The 20,063-nt window shown below is 71.0% G+C and carries 20 protein-coding genes; 2 read left to right on the top strand and 18 right to left on the bottom strand.

Features of this window, described 5'->3' with window-relative positions:
* Positions 1-118: 118 nt before the first annotated feature.
* From FNH21_RS14085 to FNH21_RS14075, 3 genes are all read right to left on the bottom strand, one after another.
* Positions 119-406 (bottom strand): YlxR family protein, encoded by a 288-nt coding sequence (locus tag FNH21_RS14085; protein ID WP_241743267.1) that lies wholly within the window; start codon positions 404-406, stop codon positions 119-121.
* A gap of 168 nt (positions 407-574) precedes the next feature.
* Positions 575-1,564: a transcription termination factor NusA gene (nusA, locus tag FNH21_RS14080; RefSeq protein WP_152816698.1), complete on the bottom strand. Its 990-nt coding sequence runs from the start codon at positions 1,562-1,564 to the stop codon at positions 575-577.
* A gap of 10 nt (positions 1,565-1,574) precedes the next feature.
* Positions 1,575-2,204 carry a ribosome maturation factor RimP gene (locus FNH21_RS14075; RefSeq protein ID WP_152816773.1) on the bottom strand — a complete coding sequence of 210 codons (630 nt, stop codon included), beginning with the start codon at positions 2,202-2,204 and terminating at the stop codon, positions 1,575-1,577.
* Between the two features lie 105 nt (positions 2,205-2,309).
* Between FNH21_RS14075 and FNH21_RS17440 the strand changes: the two genes are divergently transcribed.
* Positions 2,310-3,650 (top strand): DUF4439 domain-containing protein, encoded by a 1,341-nt coding sequence (locus FNH21_RS17440; protein WP_152816697.1) that lies wholly within the window; start codon positions 2,310-2,312, stop codon positions 3,648-3,650.
* Entirely contained in the window at positions 3,643-4,677 is a 1,035-nt protein-coding gene (locus tag FNH21_RS14065) for an aminoglycoside phosphotransferase family protein (RefSeq protein ID WP_152816696.1), read from the top strand. The genes FNH21_RS17440 and FNH21_RS14065 overlap by 8 nt, the downstream gene beginning before the upstream one ends.
* A gap of 58 nt (positions 4,678-4,735) precedes the next feature.
* On the opposite strand, the gene FNH21_RS14060 is transcribed toward FNH21_RS14065, so the two are convergent.
* The 15 genes from FNH21_RS14060 to FNH21_RS13990 all read right to left on the bottom strand — a co-directional run bounded on the left by FNH21_RS14060 (position 4,736) and on the right by FNH21_RS13990 (position 20,059).
* Positions 4,736-5,548 (bottom strand): TSUP family transporter, encoded by an 813-nt coding sequence (locus tag FNH21_RS14060; protein WP_191932014.1) that lies wholly within the window; start codon positions 5,546-5,548, stop codon positions 4,736-4,738.
* Positions 5,549-5,562: 14 nt separating this feature from the next.
* Positions 5,563-7,362 (bottom strand): proline--tRNA ligase, encoded by a 1,800-nt coding sequence (locus tag FNH21_RS14055; protein WP_191931997.1) that lies wholly within the window; start codon positions 7,360-7,362, stop codon positions 5,563-5,565.
* A 130-nt stretch (positions 7,363-7,492) separates the two neighbouring features.
* Positions 7,493-8,395, bottom strand: a complete 903-nt coding sequence (locus FNH21_RS14050; protein ID WP_152816694.1) for a GNAT family N-acetyltransferase — start codon at positions 8,393-8,395, stop codon at positions 7,493-7,495.
* Positions 8,349-9,515, bottom strand: coding sequence for a flavodoxin-dependent (E)-4-hydroxy-3-methylbut-2-enyl-diphosphate synthase (gene ispG / locus FNH21_RS14045; protein WP_055772581.1), 1,167 nt, complete (start codon positions 9,513-9,515; stop codon positions 8,349-8,351). The genes FNH21_RS14050 and ispG overlap by 47 nt, the downstream gene beginning before the upstream one ends.
* A 110-nt stretch (positions 9,516-9,625) precedes the next feature.
* On the bottom strand, positions 9,626-9,916 hold the full coding sequence (locus FNH21_RS14040) for a YciI family protein (RefSeq protein ID WP_152816693.1): 291 nt from the start codon (positions 9,914-9,916) through the stop codon (positions 9,626-9,628).
* 18 nt (positions 9,917-9,934) lie between these two features.
* Entirely contained in the window at positions 9,935-10,375 is a 441-nt protein-coding gene (locus FNH21_RS14035) for a hypothetical protein (RefSeq protein ID WP_152816692.1), read from the bottom strand.
* 239 nt (positions 10,376-10,614) lie between these two features.
* Positions 10,615-11,217, bottom strand: coding sequence for a MarR family transcriptional regulator (locus tag FNH21_RS14030; RefSeq protein ID WP_152816691.1), 603 nt, complete (start codon positions 11,215-11,217; stop codon positions 10,615-10,617).
* Between the two features lie 39 nt (positions 11,218-11,256).
* Complete coding sequence (locus tag FNH21_RS14025; RefSeq protein WP_191931996.1) at positions 11,257-12,600, bottom strand: site-2 protease family protein; 1,344 nt, start codon at positions 12,598-12,600, stop codon at positions 11,257-11,259.
* Positions 12,597-13,862 carry a 1-deoxy-D-xylulose-5-phosphate reductoisomerase gene (gene dxr / locus FNH21_RS14020; protein ID WP_152816690.1) on the bottom strand — a complete coding sequence of 422 codons (1,266 nt, stop codon included), beginning with the start codon at positions 13,860-13,862 and terminating at the stop codon, positions 12,597-12,599. The genes FNH21_RS14025 and dxr overlap by 4 nt, the downstream gene beginning before the upstream one ends.
* 29 nt (positions 13,863-13,891) lie before the next feature.
* Positions 13,892-14,713, bottom strand: a complete 822-nt coding sequence (locus FNH21_RS14015; RefSeq protein WP_152816689.1) for an HpcH/HpaI aldolase/citrate lyase family protein — start codon at positions 14,711-14,713, stop codon at positions 13,892-13,894.
* Positions 14,710-15,306, bottom strand: a complete 597-nt coding sequence (locus FNH21_RS14010; protein ID WP_191931995.1) for a MaoC/PaaZ C-terminal domain-containing protein — start codon at positions 15,304-15,306, stop codon at positions 14,710-14,712. The genes FNH21_RS14015 and FNH21_RS14010 overlap by 4 nt, the downstream gene beginning before the upstream one ends.
* The gene (locus FNH21_RS14005; RefSeq protein ID WP_152816770.1) at positions 15,303-15,953 is read right to left on the bottom strand and encodes a CoA transferase subunit B; all 651 of its coding nucleotides are present in this window, start codon (positions 15,951-15,953) and stop codon (positions 15,303-15,305) included. The genes FNH21_RS14010 and FNH21_RS14005 overlap by 4 nt, the downstream gene beginning before the upstream one ends.
* A gap of 2 nt (positions 15,954-15,955) precedes the next feature.
* The gene (locus FNH21_RS14000; protein WP_191931994.1) at positions 15,956-16,753 is read right to left on the bottom strand and encodes a CoA transferase subunit A; all 798 of its coding nucleotides are present in this window, start codon (positions 16,751-16,753) and stop codon (positions 15,956-15,958) included.
* Positions 16,754-16,790: 37 nt separating this feature from the next.
* The gene (locus tag FNH21_RS13995) at positions 16,791-17,963 is read right to left on the bottom strand and encodes an acyl-CoA dehydrogenase family protein (protein ID WP_055772607.1); all 1,173 of its coding nucleotides are present in this window, start codon (positions 17,961-17,963) and stop codon (positions 16,791-16,793) included.
* Positions 17,960-20,059 carry an ATP-binding protein gene (locus tag FNH21_RS13990; RefSeq protein ID WP_152816688.1) on the bottom strand — a complete coding sequence of 700 codons (2,100 nt, stop codon included), beginning with the start codon at positions 20,057-20,059 and terminating at the stop codon, positions 17,960-17,962. Before FNH21_RS13990 ends, FNH21_RS13995 begins: the two co-directional genes overlap by 4 nt.
* Positions 20,060-20,063: the final 4 nt, after the last annotated feature.

Genomic DNA, 20,063 nt, shown 5'->3' with positions numbered 1-20,063 from the left:
CCTGTCTCGGTCCGCACCGAGTCAGGCACGAACCGTCTATTTCCTACTGCTGATCCCAGTCGCGAGGGCGGCTGGCAGATCGAATGCAGAGCGCAACGGATTGGTCATCGTTGCGCACTCATCGCTGGGTTCTCATCGGGTTTCCATGAGGGTGCTGACCCGCTTTCAGGGAGGACGGTGGTGAATCGGGGCCTCGGTTCAGACGCCCCAGGTATGCCTGGAAGTCCACTGCCAACTGCGCAGTGTCCACCGGCCCGCGGAAGGCCCTGCTGAAGGCCCTCCGCTTGATGGCCGTGTCCATGCATGCCGGGTCGGGGTGCAGCCAAGCACCCCGTCCGGATAGCCGGCGCCGCTCATCGATGACGGCGACGATCTGTCCGTCCATCGGTCGTGCAACGACCCGCATCACGTGTGACTGGCGGTCCCGCCGGCGGCATCCCACGCAGGTGCGTACGGGATGGGCATCCGCCGGATGGTGCCCGGATCCCCGTCGTGAACCGACGTCGTCCGGGCGCGACTCGACAGCAGTCCCTTTCATTCTACCCCTTCCGACCGTTCCGGGAGACCGGACAGGTCAGGCTTTCGCCGCCTGCGCGGGCTGCGCGGCATCGGACACGATGTCGATCCGCCACCCGGTCAGCTTCGCCGCCAGGCGCGCGTTCTGGCCCTCCTTGCCGATGGCGAGGGACAGCTGGTAGTCCGGCACGACGACGCGGGCGGAGCGCGTGGCCTCGTCCGTGATCGTGACGGAGGTGACGCGCGACGGCGACAGCGAGCTGGCGATGAAGGCCGCGGCGTCGTCGTTGTAATCCACGATGTCGATCTTCTCGTCGTTGAGCTCGTTCATGACTGCACGGACCCGCGTCCCCATCTCCCCGATGCATGCACCCTTCGCATTGACGCCCGGGACGTTGGCCTTGACCGCGATCTTCGTCCGGTGACCCGCCTCGCGCGCCAGGGCCACGATCTCGACGGTCCTGTCCGCGATCTCCGGCACCTCCAGCTCGAAGAGCTTCCGGACCAGGCCGGGATGGGACCGCGACAGCGTGATCGAGGGCCCCTTCATGCCACGGTGGACATCCACGACGAATGCACGGAGCCGGGTGCCGTGCAGGTACTTCTCGCCGGGGACCTGCTCGGGCGGCGGCAGGACGGCCTCGACGGACCCGAGGTTCACCTGGATCATGTGCGGGTTGTTGCCCTGCTGGATCATGCCGGCGACGAGTTCGCCCTCCTTGCCACGGAACTCGCCGAGGATGTTCTCGTCCTCCGCGTCACGCAGTCGCTGCAGGATGATCTGGCGTGCCGTGCTCGCCGCGATACGGCCGAAGCCGCTCGGGGTGTCGTCGAATTCGCCGACGCTCTCGCCGTCGTCGTTCTTCTCCGTCGCCCAGATGGTGACGTGACCGTTGCGGCGATCGAGCTCCGCGCGTGCGGTCTCCTGTGCCCCCGGGGAGCGGTGATAGGCGATGAGCAGTGCCTGCTCGATCGTCGGGATGAGCTTGTCGAGCGGGATCTCCCGCTCGCGCTCGAGCAGCCTCAGGGCGCTCATGTCGATGTCCATGTGGATCTCCTTACGCGTGGTGCTCGGCGCCGGAGGAATCCGGTTCGGCCCCATCGGTGTGGTCGGTGTGTTCATCATCGAGATGCGCGAATTCGACCTGCACGGTCCCCTTGCGGATCTTGGCGAACTCGAGCGCGAGGGGGTCGCCCTGCTTCGGCTTCATGCCCTTCTTGACCGGCAGTTGCGGGAGGAGCCGGATACCGGAGGCGGTGACCTCCTGCAGCCTGCCGACCACCACGTCGCCGGTGACCGGCTTGACCTCCACCAGGCGCCCGACGTTGCGGCGCCAGTGCCGCGGTTCCGTCAGGGGCCGCGAGACACCGGGCGAAGAGATCTCGAGGCTGTACGGGCGGTCGTCGTCGTCCGGGTCACTGTCCATGGCGGCGGAGAGATCGGTGGAGATGGCGGAGATCACATCGAGGCCGACGCTGCCGGAGGCCTCCTCGGGGAGGTCGACGACCACGTGCACCGTGCGGTGCGAGCCGGCGACCTTGATGTCCACATCCTCCAGATAGAGGTTGTGCTGCTCCACCACGGGCTGCAGCCTGGTCCGCAGGCGCTGCGCCTCGGCCTGCAGTTCGGCCTCGACGGCCGTCTTGCGGGTCGAGGCTTGATTTTCGTTCCCGGACCGGACCGCCATGGCTGCCTCCCACTCGATGATGTTGTCCACCAAGAGTACCGACATTCCGTGGCGCCCGGTGTGTGACCGGGGGGAACGCGGCCCTCCGTGGCATCATCGGGGACTGTGACTGTACGGGGGCGGAAGGGCGGCGATCGGGCGCGCGGAGGGCGCAAGACCTCCGGCCTGCGCCGGGCCGCCGGCTGGGCCGTCCGGCTGGTCGGCCTGTTCGTCGTCGTGCTCCTCGTCGTCGGCCTCGGCCTGGGCGTAAGGCAGCCCGAACCCCACGCGCCGTCCTACTCCCCCACCGAACAGGCACAGCTCGACGCCGAGGCGGGCTTCACCGCGCTGGCGGCGGACGCGCGGTCCGCCGCGGCCCTCGATCCGGTCGCTGCGGACGTCCTCGTGGCCATCGCCGAGGACCTCGAGGTGCAGGCGGACGCCGTCGCCCTGCCGCGCTCTCCCGTACCGCCGACGCGGGACCCCGAGGGATCGGGACCCATCCTGCCGTCCCAGGGACGGTCCTCGACGCCCGGCCCGGTGGTGACGGCCGACGGCCGTGCGGTCCTCGCCGGGCTCCGGGAAAGTGCGCTCCGCAGCCTCCGCGATGCGGCGCAGGCCGAGCCGGGTCCGGGCCGCGTGCTCGCCGCAGCCGGAGCGAACCAGTGGCGGAACGCCGTGCTGCTGTCCGTGCTCCTCGACGCCGACCCCGGTCTCCCTCCGGCCGATGCCGTCCCCGCGACCGATCTGGCCGCCGGGACCGGTATCTTCTCCGGGCTGCCCGGCGGACCGGACGCCCCGTCATCCCCTCCTTCCGGGCACTCCGACCCGCCCGCCGCGACCCCGCCGACGGGGGCACCGGGAGCCGATCCCGGTCCGTCGGAGGCGCCCTCCGGTGGAGCGGGCACGGTGGACCCCGACGTCGATTGCACGGACACTCCCCTGGGCCCGGACGCGGATCGCGAGGCCCTGCGGGAGGCCAAGGCCGCCGAGGAGCGCGCCGCCTACGGGTACGATGTCGCGGCCGCCCTGCTCCCGGAACCGGGCGACGCCCTTGCGCGGTCGGGTGTCCACCGGGCTGCGGCAGACGCAGCAGCCGAGCGCCTGGCCCTGCTGTGCGCGCCGAGCGATCCCGCGCCTGCGGGTCACGCGCTGAGCACGGCGTTCCGCACAGATCCGGCGGGAGCCGTGAGGGAGCTCGAGCAGGACCATGCCGTCTTCTACGTCGACCTCCTCGCCACCGTCGGACCCGATGCGCGCGCCTGGGCCGTCACCTCCTACAACGCGGCCGTGCAGCGCAGCCTCGACGCCGGAACGCCGCTGACGGCGCTCCCCGGCCTGGAGGGTGCCGCGGATCCCGCCGACGGCGCCGCGCCCGGCAGCACCGCACCCTCCGGCGGCGTCCCTGCCGCCGGCCGCCCCGCGGACGGGCCATCTTCCGGCCCATCGGAGCCCGGTGATGGCTGAGCACGGCCATCCGCCTCGACAGTCCGTCGCCGGGCCGCCGGAGCTGCCTCCGCGCCTCGCGGCCAGTGCCCGCACCATCGAGGGTGGTGCACGGTGGACGCGGGAGTGGAGCACCATCCTGATGGATCGGCTCGCCGCCTGGGACCTGGAGCTCGACCTGCAGCCGGGTCAGCCGGCGTGGGCCGGACAGTGCGCCGTCGTCCTGCCGGTGACCCGCCGGAGGACGACCGGCCCCGCGGCGGCGGTCCTCAAGATCACGATCCCGCACGAGGAGGCCCGGCCCGAGCCGGACGCACTGGAGCTGTGGGACGGGCACGGTGCAGTGACCCTGCTCGCGGCCTCACGCCCTGACTTCGCCCTGCTGCTCGACCGGCTCGACGGCGACCGGTCGCTGCGTGACGTACCCCTCGACGACACCCCGGGGCCCTGGGCGGATGTGGTCCGTCTGCTGTCCATCACGCCCGGCGACAGCCCGCTCTGGGCATCCTTCCCGCACCTGGCCTCCGAGGCCGAGCAGTGGACGGACACCCTGCCGGCACGCTGGGACGAACTCGGCGAACCCTTCCCGCGGTGGCTCATGGAGTCCGCCCTCGAGGTGTGCCAGTCGCGGGGGGTGCTCGGCCGGCGGTCCGAGCGGGACGTGCTGGTGCACACCGACCTGCACTACGAGAATCTCCTGCCGTCGACACCGGGGCAGCTGCGCGACTTCGCCGCGATCGACCCCAAACCCGTCCTCGGTGATGCGGAGTACGCCGTCGCGCCCATGCTGTGGAACAGGCTCGGCGAGCTCGACGGGACGGATCCGGCCGGCCACCTCCGGTCACACTGTTCCGCCCTCGCCGCGGCAGCGGGCCTCGACGGGGAGCTGGCGCGCGGCTGGACCGTGGTGCGGGAGGTCAGGAACGCGCTCTCCTACCTCGGTCACGGGCGGACCGGCGACGCCGAGCGCTCGCTCTGGGTCGCGAGCTCGGTGCTCGGCAGGACGCTGGACGGCCTGCCGGCGGTCGGGGACCTGCCCGCCCTGTAGGAGGCGCCCGCCAGGAACGGCCCGGAAGGAGTCACCGGGCAGGGAAAACCCGCAGGGATCAGGCGGACGCCATCAGCGGACGGATGTTCTCCACCCAGACGTCGTAGCCCAGCTTGATGATCAGCGCGCCGACGACGGCGAGGAACACGATGCGGATGAACCTGCTGCCCTGGCTGATCGCCATGCGGGAGCCCGTGTAGCCGCCGGCCATGTTCGCGACGCCGAGCAGCAGGCCGAGGCCCCACAGGATGGATCCGTTGGGCAGGAAGAACATGAGGGCACCGAAGTTGGTCGCCATGTTCACGATCTTCGCCTTGGCGCTGGCGCCGAGGAAGTTGTACCCCAGCAGCGTGACCATCGCGATGATGAGGAAGGATCCCGTGCCCGGGCCGATCAGCCCGTCGTAGAACCCGATGACGAGTCCGATGCCTGCCGCCGTGCCGTAGTGGCGGACCCCTCGGTGCCGCAGCTGCGTGAGGGTCCCCACGGACGGCTTCAGCGCGGTGAAGATCGCGACGGCGACGAGGGCGACCACGATGATCGGCTTGAAGACCGACGACGGCAGCGACGCGGCGAGGATGGCACCGCCGAAACTGCCCGCGAGGGCGATCGCCGCCATGGGAAGTGCCGTCCGCAGGTCCGGATGGGCGCGCCGGTAGTAGGTGACCGCGCTCGTCGTCGTCCCGAAGATGGAGCCCAGCTTGTTGGTGGCGAGGGCCTCGACGGGTGTGATCCCGGGCACCAGCAGCAGAGCCGGGAGCTGCAGCAGGCCCCCGCCGCCCACGACGGCATCCACCCAGCCCGCCGCGAACCCGGCGACGAGGACCAGCAGGATGGTCGCGAGGTGCAGTTCCTCGAGTCCCGAGCCCACGGGGAACATCGCCGCTAGTCTGCGGCGATGCCGCGCACCAGCGCGACGGCGTCCGCCACCGCGACGTTCTGCGCCTCGCCCGTGCGGCGGTCCTTGACCTCGAGGACCCCGTCGGCGAGCCCACGGCCCACGACGACGATCGTCGGGACGCCGATGAGCTCCGCATCTCCGAACTTCACGCCGGGCGAGACCTTCGGACGGTCGTCGTAGAGCACCGTCAGACCGGCGGCCTCGAGGTCCACGGCGAGTTTCCCGGCCGCCTCGAAGATCTCGGCGCCCTTGCCCGTTGCCACGACGTGCACATCCGCGGGGGCGACGTGGCGGGGCCAGATCAGTCCCCGATCGTCGTGGTTGGCCTCCGCGAGGGCCGCGATCGCGCGGGTGACGCCCACGCCGTAGGAGCCCATGGTCACGGTGGCGAGCTTCCCGTTCCGGTCCAGGACCTTGAGGCCGAGTGCCTCCGCGTACTTGCGGCCGAGCTGGAAGATGTGACCCATCTCGATGCCGCGGGCCGCCACCAGCGGGCCGGAGCCGTCGGGAGCCTCGTCGCCCTCGCGCACCTCCACGGCCTCGATGGTTCCGTCCCAGGTGAAGTCGCGGCCGGCCACGAGTCCGAACACGTGCCTGCCCTGCTCGTTGGCGCCGGTGATCCAGGCGGTACCGCTGACGATCCGGGGGTCCACGAGGTAGCGCAGGCCCGTGGACGCGTCGGCGCCGAGCACTGCGTCCCCGGGGGTGAGGCCGGGGCCGATATAGCCCTTGACCAGTCCGGGGTTCTTCTTCAGGTCATCCTCGTTCGCAGCCTCCACGGCCACTTCCCCGCCCGTCTCGAGGTGGCCGGCGATGGTCGCCTCGATGCGCTTGAGGTCCACGGACCGGTCACCGGGGACGCCGACGACGACGATCTCCCGCTCGCCGGTGGGCAGGACGGCGGCCAGCACCACGTTCTTCAGCGTGTCCGCCGCCGTCCAGGCACGGTCCTCGCGCGGCGCCGAGGCGTTGGCGTGGGCCACGAGCGTGTCGATGGTGGGGGTGTCGGGCGTGTCCCTCACCTCGGCGGCGGGCGCAGCGGAGAAGTCGATGGGCTCGGGGACCACCGTCGTCACGGCCTCCACGTTGGCGGTGTATCCGCCGGCGGAGCGCACGAAGGTGTCCTCGCCGATCGGCGTGGGGTGGAGGAACTCCTCGCTCCTGGACCCGCCCATGGCCCCGGCCGTCGCGGTGACGGGGACGACGTCGAGCCCGAGACGCTCGAAGATCCGCAGGTAGGCTCCCCGGTGCAGCTGGTAGCTCGCCTCGAGGCCCTCGTCGTCGATGTCGAAGGAGTAGGAGTCCTTCATGATGAACTCGCGGCCGCGGAGGAGTCCCGCGCGGGGCCTCGCCTCGTCGCGGTACTTGGTCTGGATCTGGAACAGTCTGACGGGAAGGTCCTTGTAGGAGGTGTACAGGTCCTTCACCAGCAGCGTGAACATCTCCTCGTGCGTGGGCGCCAGGAGGTAGTCCGCGCCCTTGCGGTCCTGGAGGCGGAAGATGCCGTCGCCGTACTCGGTCCAGCGGTTGGTGGCCTCGTAGGGCTCCTTGGGGAGCAGCGCCGGGAAGTGGACCTCCTGCGCGCCGATCGCCTCCATCTCCTCGCGGACGATCGCCTCGACCCGCGCCAGCACCTTCAGTCCCAGCGGCAGCCAGCTGTAGATCCCGGGGGCGGCACGCCTGATGTAGCCCGCGCGGAGGAGGAGGCGGTGGCTCGCCACCTCGGCGTCGGCGGGATCCTCGCGCAGGGTGCGCAGGAAGAGGGTCGAGAGTCGTAAGACCACGCGGGTGTCCGTTCGTCTGGGTGGTGCGCTGCCATCGGTCCCACCGCCGTCCGGCGGGAGACAACAGGTACCAATCTAGCGGGTCGGTCCGCCGGGCCGGGCACGCGACCGGCGCCCCGTGGACGGCTCCTCAGAAGAGGATGGTTGCGAAGGTGTCCACCTGATCGAACCCCACGCGCTTGTACGCGGCGATGGCGCGTGCGTTGTAGGAGTTCACGTAGAGGCTCACCGTCGGTGCCAGGGAACGGGCGGCGACGACGACGGCGGCCATGTAGGCCGCGCTGCGTCCCTCGCCCCGGTGGTCGGGGTTCATCCACACGCCCTGCACCTGCACGGCCTGGGAGGACACCGTGCCCAGTTCGGCCTTGAAGACCACCCTGCCGTCGTCGTCGAACGCCGCCAGGGAGTGCTTCCGTCCGATGAGCGAGGCGACACGACGGCGGTAGTGGTCCGATCCACCGATGAACGGTGAGTAGCCCACCTCCTCCTCGAACATCGCCGCGCAGGCGGGCAGGAGTCGGTCGAGCTCCTCGGGCCGGGTGAAGCGGAGGTCTTCGGCCGGTGCGATGAGCGGGTCGGAGTGGATGGCCATGAGCGGCTGGGTGGGGCGCACGTCGAAGGGTTCTCCGCTGTAGTCCTCGAGGGTGGACCAGAGGTCCATGACGCCCTCGGAGAGTCCGAAGATGGAGGAGAAGGTGCGGCCGGAGCGCCCGAGGTGGTCACCGAAGATGGCCCCGGTCTCGTCCGTGACGCCGACCGGCACGAGGTTGACGCCCGCCCAGCACGCGGCGCGCAGCTCGTTGTGCCGGAACATGCCGACGATCTCCCCGCCCGCGAGCGACGGCGCGGCACTCCCCCTCGACTCGAGGTGCGAAGCCACGAACACGTTGGCCACCGGGTCCTCGTTGACGATCGCCCAGAGGTCCCGGGTGTCCTGTTCACCGAGGACGCGGAAGGACCACGGCCCTTCGGGATCGGCCTGGGGTTTAGCTAACGGTAACCATGGGGCCACCCTGGCCAGCAGTTTCGCCATCAGCCTCACCCATCTCCTCTGCGAGCCGCATCGCTTCCTCGATGAGTGTCTCCACGATCTGGTCCTCGGGGACGGTCTTGATGACCTCTCCCCGGACGAAGATCTGTCCCTTGCCGTTGCCGGACGCGACGCCGAGGTCGGCCTCGCGGGCCTCACCCGGACCGTTGACGACGCACCCCATCACCGCGACGCGCAGGGGCACCTCCATGCCCTCGAGGCCGGCGGTGACCTCCTCGGCGAGCGTGTAGACGTCCACCTGGGCGCGGCCGCACGACGGGCAGGAGACGATCTCCAGCTTGCGGGGACGGAGGTTCAGGGACTGCAGGATCTGGTTGCCGACCTTGACCTCCTCGACCGGCGGGGCGGAGAGCGAGACGCGGATGGTGTCGCCGATGCCCTTGGAGAGCAGGGCGCCGAAGGCCGTGGCGGACTTGATGGTGCCCTGGAAGGCGGGGCCGGCCTCGGTGACGCCGAGGTGCAGCGGCCAGTCGCCGCGCTCGGCGAGGAGCTCGTAGGCCCGCACCATGATGACGGGGTCGTTGTGCTTCACGGAGATCTTGAAGTCGTGGAAATCGTGCTCCTCGAAGAGGGACGCCTCCCACACGGCGGACTCGACGAGGGCCTCGGGCGTCGCCTTGCCGTACTTCTCCATGAGCCGGGGATCGAGCGAGCCGGCGTTGACGCCGATGCGGATCGAGGTGCCGGCGGCCTTCGCCGCCGCGGCGATCTGCTTGACCTGGTCGTCGAACTTGCGGATGTTGCCCGGGTTGACGCGGACGGCGGCGCACCCGGCGTCGATCGCGGCGAACACGTACTTGGGCTGGAAGTGGATGTCCGCGATGACGGGGATCTGGGACTTCTTCGCGATGATGGGCAGCGCCGCGGCATCGTCGGCGGACGGGCAGGCGACCCGGACGATGTCGCAGCCCGTGGCCGTGAGCTCCGCGATCTGCTGCAGCGTCCCGTTGATGTCCGTGGTCGGCGTGGTGGTCATCGACTGGATGCTGATCGGTGAATCCGAGCCCACACCCACCGATCCGACCTTGATCTGGCGGGTCTTGCGCCGGGGGGCGAGGACGGGCGGCGGTGCTGCTGGCATTCCTAGGCTGACCGAGGTCAAAACATCCTCCATGCTGGCGGCCTGAACCGCTCGTGTGACGAGATTCCTGATTTCATTATCCACCCGGCCCGGAGCTTCACGGGCCGCCCGCGATACATCTCACACGGTGCTCATACGCGGTCGCGGAACGCCCCGATGACCGGGTTCCACTCCGTGGTCTGCACGGCCGAGATGGCGCCGACCAGCGCGAAGGGGTCCTCGCTGACGAGCTGGTTGAGATCCGCCTCCGTCTCGGCGGAGAACACCAGGAGCGCGCCGCTGCCGTCGGTGAAGGGCCCTGAGGCGAGGACGCGGCCCTGCCCGACGAGCTCCTCGAGCCACTGGCGGTGCGCGGGGCGGTGCTCCGCGCGGAGCTCCTCGTGATCGGGGTTGTACACGTATTCGACGGCGAAGATACTCATGGCCTCACCCTACGTGAATCACAGCAGGTAGACCTTGACGACCGACGCGACGCCGGCGGCCCACAGCATGGAGGCCAGGGTCCCGATGATGAAGCGCTCCGAGGCCGCGGGTGACTCCTTCAGTTCCGCGTACCTGCCCAGGGCCTTCACCGCCACGACGTAGGCGATCGCGACCGGCTGCCCGCCGAGGATCGCCACGGTGACCGCGAGGCGCTCGAGCACCCCGATCACCAGCCCGCCGCGCAGGACGCCCGGCGGAAGGGCGTCCACCGGCGCCCTCGGAGGCTCGGCGGGCGGCTCCGGCAGCTCGAACTGGGGCTGGTCGGCGGGCTCGGGGGGTTCTGCGCGGCGGCGCTCCGCGGTGTCGACCGAGCGGGCCAGGCGCAGCACCAGCATGGTCACGGGCAGTCCGACGCCGCCCGCTGCGAGCAGGGCCACGACGATCCACAGAGCCTCCATCGATTCCCCTTCCGCAACCGTCCGGACGCCCGGCCTGGCCGTCCTGCTCCATGTCTACCGCACGGCACCCACGATCACGGCCACCGCTGAGCTCCGTCGCGGGACAGGCGTCGGGCGTCCCGGCGTCACGGCTTCCCAACGTCGGGCGTCCCGGCGTCGGGCGTCCCGGCGTCGGGCGTCCCGCCGTCGAGCGTCACGGCGTCCCGCCGTCGAGCGTCACGGCGTCACGGCGTCGGGCGTCACGGCGTCCCGGCGTCGCGGTCCACCCAGGCCAGGAGCCGCGCCGCCGCGGGTCGCACGGCCTGCTCCTCGTGCCAGGCCGCCCTGGCGGCGGCCTTGCTCACGGCCTGCGGCGTGATGCCCAGCGTGCGGGCGACGGCGGTCTGCGTGCCGCGCACGCCCGGCTCGAGGAGGTCGAGGATGCGCCACTCGGCCTCCGACCGCGCCAGCACGTGGCGCCCGAGGAGAGCCAGGACGCCCTCCGCCTCGGCTGCGCCATCGGGCCCCTCGACCGCGAGCGGCGCGCGCTCCCCCGTCTTCTTCGCACGGTCGACGGCGGTCCGGGCGTGGACGAAGGCCGAGCCGCGTCCTTCCCGGGGGGAGGCGGGCAGCGGCGTGTCGACCTCCCCGACGCCGATGCCGACGTACCAACCACCCGCGCGGAGGCACAGGAGCACCGCCTGGACGACGTCGGGTGCCCCGGCGAGGACGCCCTGGGCCTCGTCACCGACCGACCGCTCCCACGGCAGGACCGTCGGTACCGGACGGAGGAGCGTGAGCAGCTCAGGGATCCGGTCGGTCGAGCTCCGGCTGCCGATCTGGTCGATGGTGAGGACGAACATTCATCAACCATATAAGGTTGAAATACGGTTTACAACCGGTCAGCCGAACAGATCGACCGGCTTCACGATGTCGGCGTAGATCAGGAGTACGCCCATGCCCATCAGCAGGATCGCCACCGCGTAGGTGAGCGGGAGGAGCTTCGCCATGTCGAACGGCCCCGGATCGGGACGCCGGACCAGGCGGGCGAATGCCCTCCTCAATCCCTCCCACAGGGCCCCCGCCACATGTCCGCCGTCGAGCGGGAGGAGGGGGATCAGGTTGAAGACGAACAGGGCCAGGTTCACGCCGGCCACCAGGCCGATGAGCGTTGCGGCCCGGGACGCCACCGGGATCTCCTCCATCGCCGAGATCTCGCCGGCGATCCGCCCGACACCCACCACGCTGATGGGCCCCTCGGGATCGCGCGGCGCGTCGGAGAACGCGGCCTGACCCACCTCGACGACACGCTGCGGCAGGTTGAGCACCACCCCGGCCACCCGGGCGAGGGAATCGCCCACGGCGGGCAGCACCTCACCCGCGGGCTGCGGGACGAGCTCCTGCGTGGACCCGACGCCGAGGAAGCCGACCTCCTGCGTCACCGCCACGCCGTCGTCGTCCACCACCGGCGTGCCGTCCTCCGAGGCGACGGGCCGCTCCGTCAGGAGGGGGGTGATGGTCGACTCGATGGTCTCGCCGTCGCGCACGTAGCTGATGGACACCTCGCGGCCCGCGGCCTCGCGGATCCAGCCCGAGAAGGAGTCCCAGTCGGCGACCTCCCGGCCGTCGAAGGCGACGATCCGGTCCCCGGGCAGCAGTCCCGCCTCGTAGCCGGGGGCGGCCGGATCGGCCGGCGTGCACTCGGTCTGGCCCGTCGCGGCCTGCTGGCTCGCGGGGACGACGCACTCGGAGACGGAGGACAGCGTGGTGGTGGGCTGCGCGGTGCCGAAGCCCATGATCAGGACGGCGAACAGCACGGTCCCGATCAGCAGGTTCATCAGCGGACCACCGAGCATGATGATGATGCGCTTCCAGATGGGCAGCTTGTAGAAGACACGGTTCTCGTCGCCGGGCTGCAGCTGCTCCGCGGCCGCCTGGCGCGCGTCGTCGGTGAGCTGCTGGAAGACGCCCGTGCTGGACCGCCGCACGGCTCCGGACTCCGTCGTGGCGGGCGGGAACATGCCCACCATCGAGACGTAGCCGCCTGCCGGGATCGCCTTGAACCCGTACTCGGTCTCCCCGCGGCGGCGGGACCAGACGGTCGGCCCGAATCCCACCATGTACTGCGTGACGCGGACCCGGAACAGCTTCGCGGGCACCAGGTGCCCCACCTCGTGCAGGGCGATCGACGCGGCGATGCCGACGACGACGAAGAGTACGCCGGCGATGAACAGCAGAACGGTCACAACGTGTCCTTCAGATCTTCGGCAGCGGCCGCCCCGGCCGCTGGTTCCACCACCCCACAACGGATCCGCGCCCGCGTACGTGCCCACCGCTCCGCCTCGAGCACGGCGGCCAGGGTCAGCGCAGTTCCTGCATCCGCGTCCAGGCGGCGCTGCTCGTCGACGACGGCGGACACGATGTCCACGATGTCGGTGAAGCCGATGGCTCCCTGGTGGAACGCCTCGACGGCCTCCTCGTTCGCGGCGTTGAACACCGCCATGCGGGTGCCGCCCTCGGCTGCCGCCCGCTTGGCCTGGACGATGGCGGGGAAGGCCTCCTCGTCGAGCGGCTCGAAGGTCCACTCCGACGGGCGGCTCCAGTCGCAGGCGCGGGCGGATCCGGCCACGCGGAACGGCCACCCGATGCCGAGGGCGATGGGCAGGCGCATGTCCGGCGGGGATGCCTGGGCGAGCGTGGATCCGTCGATGAACTGGACCATGGAGTGGATCATGGACTGCGGGTGCACGACGACGTCGATGCGCTCGAGCGGGATGTCGAACAGCAGGTGCGCCTCGATGACCTCGAGGGCCTTGTTCACCATCGACGCGGAGTTGGTGCTGATGACGCGGCCCATGTCCCAGGTGGGGTGGGCGACGGCCTGCGCCGGCGAGACGTCCTGCAGCTGTGCGCGCGTCATGCCGCGGAAGGGACCGCCGGACGCCGTCAGCACGAGCCGGTCCACCTCGTCCGCCGTCCCGCCGCGGAGGGCCTGGGCGATGGCGGAGTGCTCGGAGTCCACGGGGACGAGCTGACCGGGGGCGGCCGCCGCCCGGACGAGCGCCCCACCGGCGATGAGGGATTCCTTGTTGGCGAGCGCGAGGAGGTGGCCGGCCCCCAGCCCCGCCAGCGTGGGCTCCAGGCCGATGGATCCGGTGATGCCGTTGAGGACGACGTCCGCGTCGGGCCACGCCGCGACGTCCGAGGCCGCCCGGTCCCCCACGAAGAGCCGGGGTGCGTAGCCGGACACGCCGGCCTCGTCCGCTGCCCTGCCGATGGCCTGCTCGAGCCCGGCCTCGCTGCCGGTGGCGACGCCGACCGCAGGGGCCCGCACGGCGACGGCCTGGCGTGCGAGGAGCTCCGGATCCCGCCCGCCCGCGCTGATCCCGGCGGCGCTGAACCTGCCCGGCGCGGCGGCGATGACGTCGAGGGCCTGCGTGCCGATGGAACCGGTGGAACCGAGGACGGTGACGCGCCGGTGCTCCCGGGTCGGGTTGCTGAAATCCATGGGACCAGTATCCCGCAGGAGCCCGACCGTCAGGCGCGGGCCCTGGCCAGCACGCTCCGGGCGTGCCGGAGGATGGGCTCGTCGACCATGCGCCCCTCGTAGGTGAAGACCCCGCGCTCGTGCTCGGCGGCGGCGAGCAGCGCCCGGGCGTGCTCGACGTCGGCGTCTGCCGGCGCGAATGCCGTGCGCACGGCTGAGACCTGGCCCGGGTGGATGCAGGCCTTGGCGCCGAATCCCGAGGCGACGGCGTCCCCGGCCTCCAGGCTCAAGCCTCGGGCATCGGCGATGTCCACGTACACGGCGTCGACGGCCGTGCGGCCCGCCGACCCGGCGGCGAGCAGCACCTGCGAGCGCGCGTGCAGGGCCACGGCGCGGTACATGCCGTCCGACGAGCGGCTGGACGTGCCGCCGAGGGAGGCGACCAGGTCCTCCGCGCCCCACATGAGCGCGGTGACACCCTCCGCGCGGGCGATCCCCACGGCGTTCACGACGCCGCGCGCGGTCTCGCAGAGGGCGATGACGTCGACACCGCCGAGGGCCGAGCGGACGGCGTCGACGTCCTCCGGTGATTCGGTCTTGGCCAGCATGACCGTCCGGTAGGGCGTGCCGCGGACGGCCTCGCAGTCGAGGGCGAAGTCGGCCGTGCCGACGGCGTTCAGGCGGACCACGGTCCGGGCGGGATCGAGCGACGAGGCGGCAAGCGCCTCCCGGGCGGCCGGCTTCGCGGCGGGAGAGACGGCGTCCTCGAGGTCGAGGATGACCGTGTCCGACCGCTCCGCTGCCTTCGCGTAGCGCTCGGGGCGATCGGCCGGGCAGAAGAGCAGTGCGGGTCCGAGCTGGATGCCGCTCATGATCGCTCCTGGGCGACTGTCCTCGGGACCGTCGTCGGAACCGTCGGTGAGACTGTCGGTGGGACCGCCGGTGGGACCGCCGTCGAGGACCACATGAGCACCGAGCGGGTGGCGGTGGCGACGACGTCGCCGTGCTGGTTGCGTCCGGTGTGGGTCATGGTCGCGATGCCCTGGCCGGGCCGGGACGAGGACGCTCGGACACCGGTGATCTCCGTCTCCGTGTACAGGGTGTCCCCGTGGAAGAGCGGCTTCGGGAAGGAGACGTCGGTCAGCCCCAGCTGCGCCACGATGGTGCCCTGCGTCAGCTGCGAGACCGACTGGCCGACGAGCGTCGCGAGGGTCAGCATCGAGTTGACGAGCCGCTGGCCGAACGGCTGGCCCTCGGACCAGGCGGCATCGAGGTGCAGGGCCTGGGTGTTCATGGTGAGGGTCGTGAACAGGACGTTGTCCGCCTCGGTGAGGGTGCGGCCCGGCCGGTGGGCGTAGACGGTCCCCACCTCGAGCTCGTCGAGGTAGAGTCCACGCTGCTCGATGATGCGCCGGTCGGGCGCTGTGCCGGCGGTGTCGCCCGACGGGGCGCCGGGAGCGGTCACGCCGCGGCGTCCGTGAGGGCGATCCGCAGCGGTGCGCCCGTCGCCGCCACCACGTCGTCGACCGTGACACCGGGCGCCGTCTCGCGCAGCACGAGGCCGTCCGCCTCGACATCGATCACGGCGAAGTCGGTGACGATGCGGTTCACGCAGCCCTTGCCCGTCAGCGGCAGTGAGCACGCCTCGACGATCTTGGGGCGTCCGGCACGGTCGACGTGCTCCATCATGACGATCACCCGCTTAGCGCCGAAGACGAGATCCATGGCACCGCCCATGCCCTTGACCATCTTCCCCGGCACCATCCAGTTCGCGAGGTCGCCGTTCCGGGCGACCTCCATGGCACCGAGCACGGCGACGTCCACGTGGCCACCGCGGATCATGCCGAAGGACGCGGCCGAGTCGAAGTAGGCGGCACCCGCGTTCGCGGTCACGGTCTCCTTGCCGGCGTTGATGAGGTCGGGGTCGACGGCGTCCTCCGCGGGGTAGGGTCCCACGCCGAGGATGCCGTTCTCCGAGTGCAGCACCACTTCGACGCCGTCCGGGATGTAGTTCGGGATGAGCGTGGGCATGCCGATGCCGAGGTTGACGTACTGGCCGTTCTCGAGCTCCAGGGCGACCCTCGCGGCGAGCTCGTTGCGGGTGAGCGCCATCGTCATGCTCCTTCGGGTGCGTTGAGGCCGGCCTGCGGATCGGGGCTGCCGGCGATCGAGACGGTCCGCTTCTCGACGCGCTTCTCCACGTCGCCGGCGACGACGACGCGCTGCACGAAGATCCCGGGTGTGTGGACCTGTGCGGGGTCCAGCTCGCCCGGCTCGACGAGCTCCTCGACCTCTGCGATGGTGATCCGTCCGGCCTGCGCGCAGAGCGGGTTGAAGTTCATCGCGGTGGCGTGGAAGACGAGATTGCCGTGCCGGTCCCCCTTCCAGGCATGCACCAGGGCGTAGTCGGGCCGCAGCGACTCCTCCAGCACGTAGTCGACCCCGTCGAAGGACCGCACCTCCTTGGCCCGGGAGGCGACGGCGATGTTCCCCTCGGCGTCGTACCGCTGCGGCAGGCCGCCCTCACTGACCTGCGTGCCGACCCCCGCCGTCGTGTAGAAGGCGGGGATGCCCGCGCCGCCCGCCCGGAGCTTCTCGGCGAGCGTGCCCTGCGGCGTGAGCTCCACCTCGAGCTCGCCCGAGAGGTACTGGCGCGCGAACTCCTTGTTCTCGCCGACGTAGGAGCTGATGGTCCGTCGGATGCGGTGATCGGACAGGAGGATCCCGAGGCCCCAGCCGTCCACGCCGCAGTTGTTGCTGACCGTCTCGAGCTCCGCCGTCCCCTGCGCGTGCAGGGCGTCGATGAGCGTCACCGGGATCCCGCACAGACCGAACCCGCCGACGGCGAGCGAGGCGCCGTCCGGGATGTCCGCCACGGCCTCCGCCGCACTGCCGACCACCTTGTTGATCACTGCTTCTCCTTCACGTCGCCGTCACCGTCCGCTGCGGTCAGAGTCCGAGGTCCCTCGCGATGAGCATGAGCTGGACCTCCGTGGTCCCCTCGCCGATCTCGAGGATCTTCGAGTCACGGTAGTGCCTGGACACCACGAACTCGTTGATGAACCCGTAGCCGCCGAAGATCTGTGTCGCGTCCCGGGCGTTGTCCATGGCCGCCTCACCCGCGACGAGCTTCGCGATCGAGGCCTGGGTCTTGAAGGGCTTCCCGGCGAGCATCCGCGCGGCGGCGTCGTAGTAGGCAAGGCGCGCGGTGTGGGCACGGACCTGCATGCGGGCGATCTTGAACTGGATGGCCTGGTAGGCGCCGATGGTGCTGCCGAAGGCCATGCGCTCCCCCGCGTACCTGACGGACTGCTCGACACAGCCCTGGGCGGCACCCGTGGCGAGTGCGGCGATGGCGATGCGGCCCTCGTCGAGGATCTGCAGGAAGTTGGCGTAGCCGCGACCGCGGGTGCCGAGGAGGTTCGCCTCGGGCACCCGGACGTCCTTGAGCGTCAGCGGATGCGTGTCCGACGCGTTCCAGCCCACCTTGTTGTAGGCCTTCTCGGCGGTGAAGCCCGGCGTGTCGGACGGGACGAGGAGAGTGGAGATCTCCTTCTTCACCGTGCCGTCCGGGCGCTCGCTCGTCCCGGTCACGGCGGTGACCGTCACGAGCGAGGTGATGTCGGTGCCGGAGTTGGTGATGAACTCCTTGGTGCCGTTGATGACCCACTCGGATCCGCCGGCGCCGTCCTCGAGCTTCGCCGTCGTCTTGGTCCCCGAGGCGTCGGAACCGGCCTCGGACTCGGTGAGGCCGAAGCCGCCGAGCGCCGCACCGGAGGCGAGGGAGGGCAGCCACTGCTGCTTCTGCTCCTCGGTGCCGAATCGGTAGACGGGCATGGCGCCGAGGGACACCCCGGCCTCGAGGGTGATCGCCACGGACTGGTCCACGCGGGCCAGCTGCTCGAGCGCGAGGCACAGGGCGAAGTAGTCGCCGCCCATCCCCCCGTACTCCTCGGGGAACGGCAGGCCGAAGAGTCCCATGTCGCCCATCTGCTTGACGACCTCGTAGGGGAAGCTGTGCTCGGCGTCGTGCTTCGCGGACACCGGGGCCACGACCTCGTCCGCGAACTCGCGGACGGTGTCGACGAGGTCCTGGTACTCCTCGCTCAGTTCGAAATTCATGCTGCGTTCCCTTCCGTGGGCTGTTCTGCGGGACTGGCTGTCTGATCGGGTGCCGGGTCGGGGGCGTCGATGCTCGCGACGACCTGCTGCGCCCTGACGAGGTCCCCGGGCTTCAGGGACAGGCGGACGACGCCGGAGACGGCGGCGGTGAGCTGGTGCTCCATCTTCATGGCCTCGACGGCGAGCAGGACGTCGCCGACCTGCACGGTCGCGCCGTCCTCCACCGACACGGACACGACGGTGCCGGGCATGGGGCTGCGGACGAGCGGATCCGCAGCCCCGTCCTCGCGGCTGATGCGGGCGAGGGCGGCATCCAGCAGCTCCCGGCGCGAGGGACGGCGTACGCGGGCGGACCATCCGGCGTCGCCCAGCCACACGGTATCGCTGTCGACGGCGAAGGACCGTGGCGAACGGATCCCGTCGAGGATCACCCCGTTCCCCACCACCTCGAGGTGGACGCGGGTCTCCCCGATTGTGGCGATCCAGCCGTGCTCGGCTCCCTGCAGCAGGACGGTCTCCGTGACGCTCCCGACCTCGAGCGTGATGGCACGGGGCCTCGGGGTGCCGAGGCGGAAGCCGTCCGCGCGGTGCCAGGGCGAGCCACCCGGGACGACGGGCTCCGCCTCGACGAGGAGGACGGCGGCGAGCGCGAGATCCTCGCCCGCCACGCGCCGGAAGGTGAGATCAGGGAGCTTCCGCTCGATCATCGTGGTGTCGAGCCGTCCGGCACGGACGTCGTCGTCCGTGACCAGCAGGCGCAGGTACTCGATGTTGGTGTCCACGCCGAGCACCACGGTGTCCGCGAGCGCGGCGTCGAGGCGGTCGAGTGCCTGGCGCCGGTCCGCGCCCCAGGCGATGACCTTGGCGAGCATCGGGTCGTACGACGACGAGACGGTTCCGCCGTTCAGGAGCGAACTGTCCACCCGGATGCCCTCGCCCGCCGGCTCGCCGAGCGCGACGACGGTGCCGGTGGAGGGCAGGAAGCCGGCCTCGGGGTCCTCCGCGTAGACCCGTGCCTCGACGGCATGTCCGGTGAGGACGATGTCCTCCTGCCGGAGGGACAGCTCCTCGCCGGCGGCGATGCGGATCTGCCACGCGACGAGGTCCACCCCGGTGACCAGCTCCGTGACGGGGTGCTCCACCTGGAGCCGCGTGTTCATCTCCATGAAGAAGAACTCGTCCGGCGCGGCGTCGGAGACGAGGAACTCGACCGTGCCGGCCCCCGTGTAGTCGACGCTGCGGGCGGCGCTGCAGGCCGCCTCGCCGATGCGGCGTCGCGTCGCGGCGTCGAGCAGCGCGGAGGGCGCCTCCTCGATGACCTTCTGGTGCCTGCGCTGCAGGGAGCACTCGCGTTCGCCGAGGTGGATGACGTTGCCGTGGCCGTCCGCGAGGACCTGCACCTCGATGTGGCGGGGGCGTTCGATCAGCCGCTCGAGGAACAGGGTGTCGTCCCCAAAGGCGCGGGCGGCGACACGGCGCGCCGTGACGAGCACCTCGGGGAGGTCCTCGGAGTGGTGGACGGCGTGCATGCCCTTGCCGCCGCCGCCCGCGGAGGGCTTGATCAGCAGGGGGAAACCGACGACGTCCGCGGCGGCGAGGAGTGCCTCGTCGGTGAGTCCGGGCTCGGCGATCCCGGGGACGATCGGCACCTGAAAGCCGGCGACGTGGTTCTTCGAGCGGATCTTGTCACCCATGATGCCCAGTGCGTGCACGGACGGTCCGATGAAGACGATCCCCGCCTCGTCGAGTGCCTCGGCGAAGGCCGCGTTCTCGCTGAGGAAGCCGTAGCCGGGGTGGACGGCGCCCGCGCCCGTGCGCCGGCAGGCCTCGACGACGGCGGGGATGGAGAGGTAGCTCTCGGCAGGCGCTGCTCCCCCGATCCGCACGGCGAGGTCTGCCTCGAGCACGTGGCGCGCTCCGGCGTCGGCGTCGCTGTAGACCGCGACCGAACGGAGCCCCAGGGCGCGGACCGACCGGATGACGCGGCAGGCGATCTCGCCGCGGTTGGCGACGAGGACGGTGTCGAAGGGCCGGTCAGGGACCCCGGTGGAGCCGTCCGCTGCGGGGGCGCTGGGGGTGTGTGGGGAGAGGGTCATCTGG

It is taken from the genome of Arthrobacter bussei (assembly GCF_009377195.2).
Lineage (GTDB): Bacteria > Actinomycetota > Actinomycetes > Actinomycetales > Micrococcaceae > Arthrobacter_D > Arthrobacter_D bussei.
This window is presented reverse-complemented; position numbering and strand designations above follow the sequence as displayed.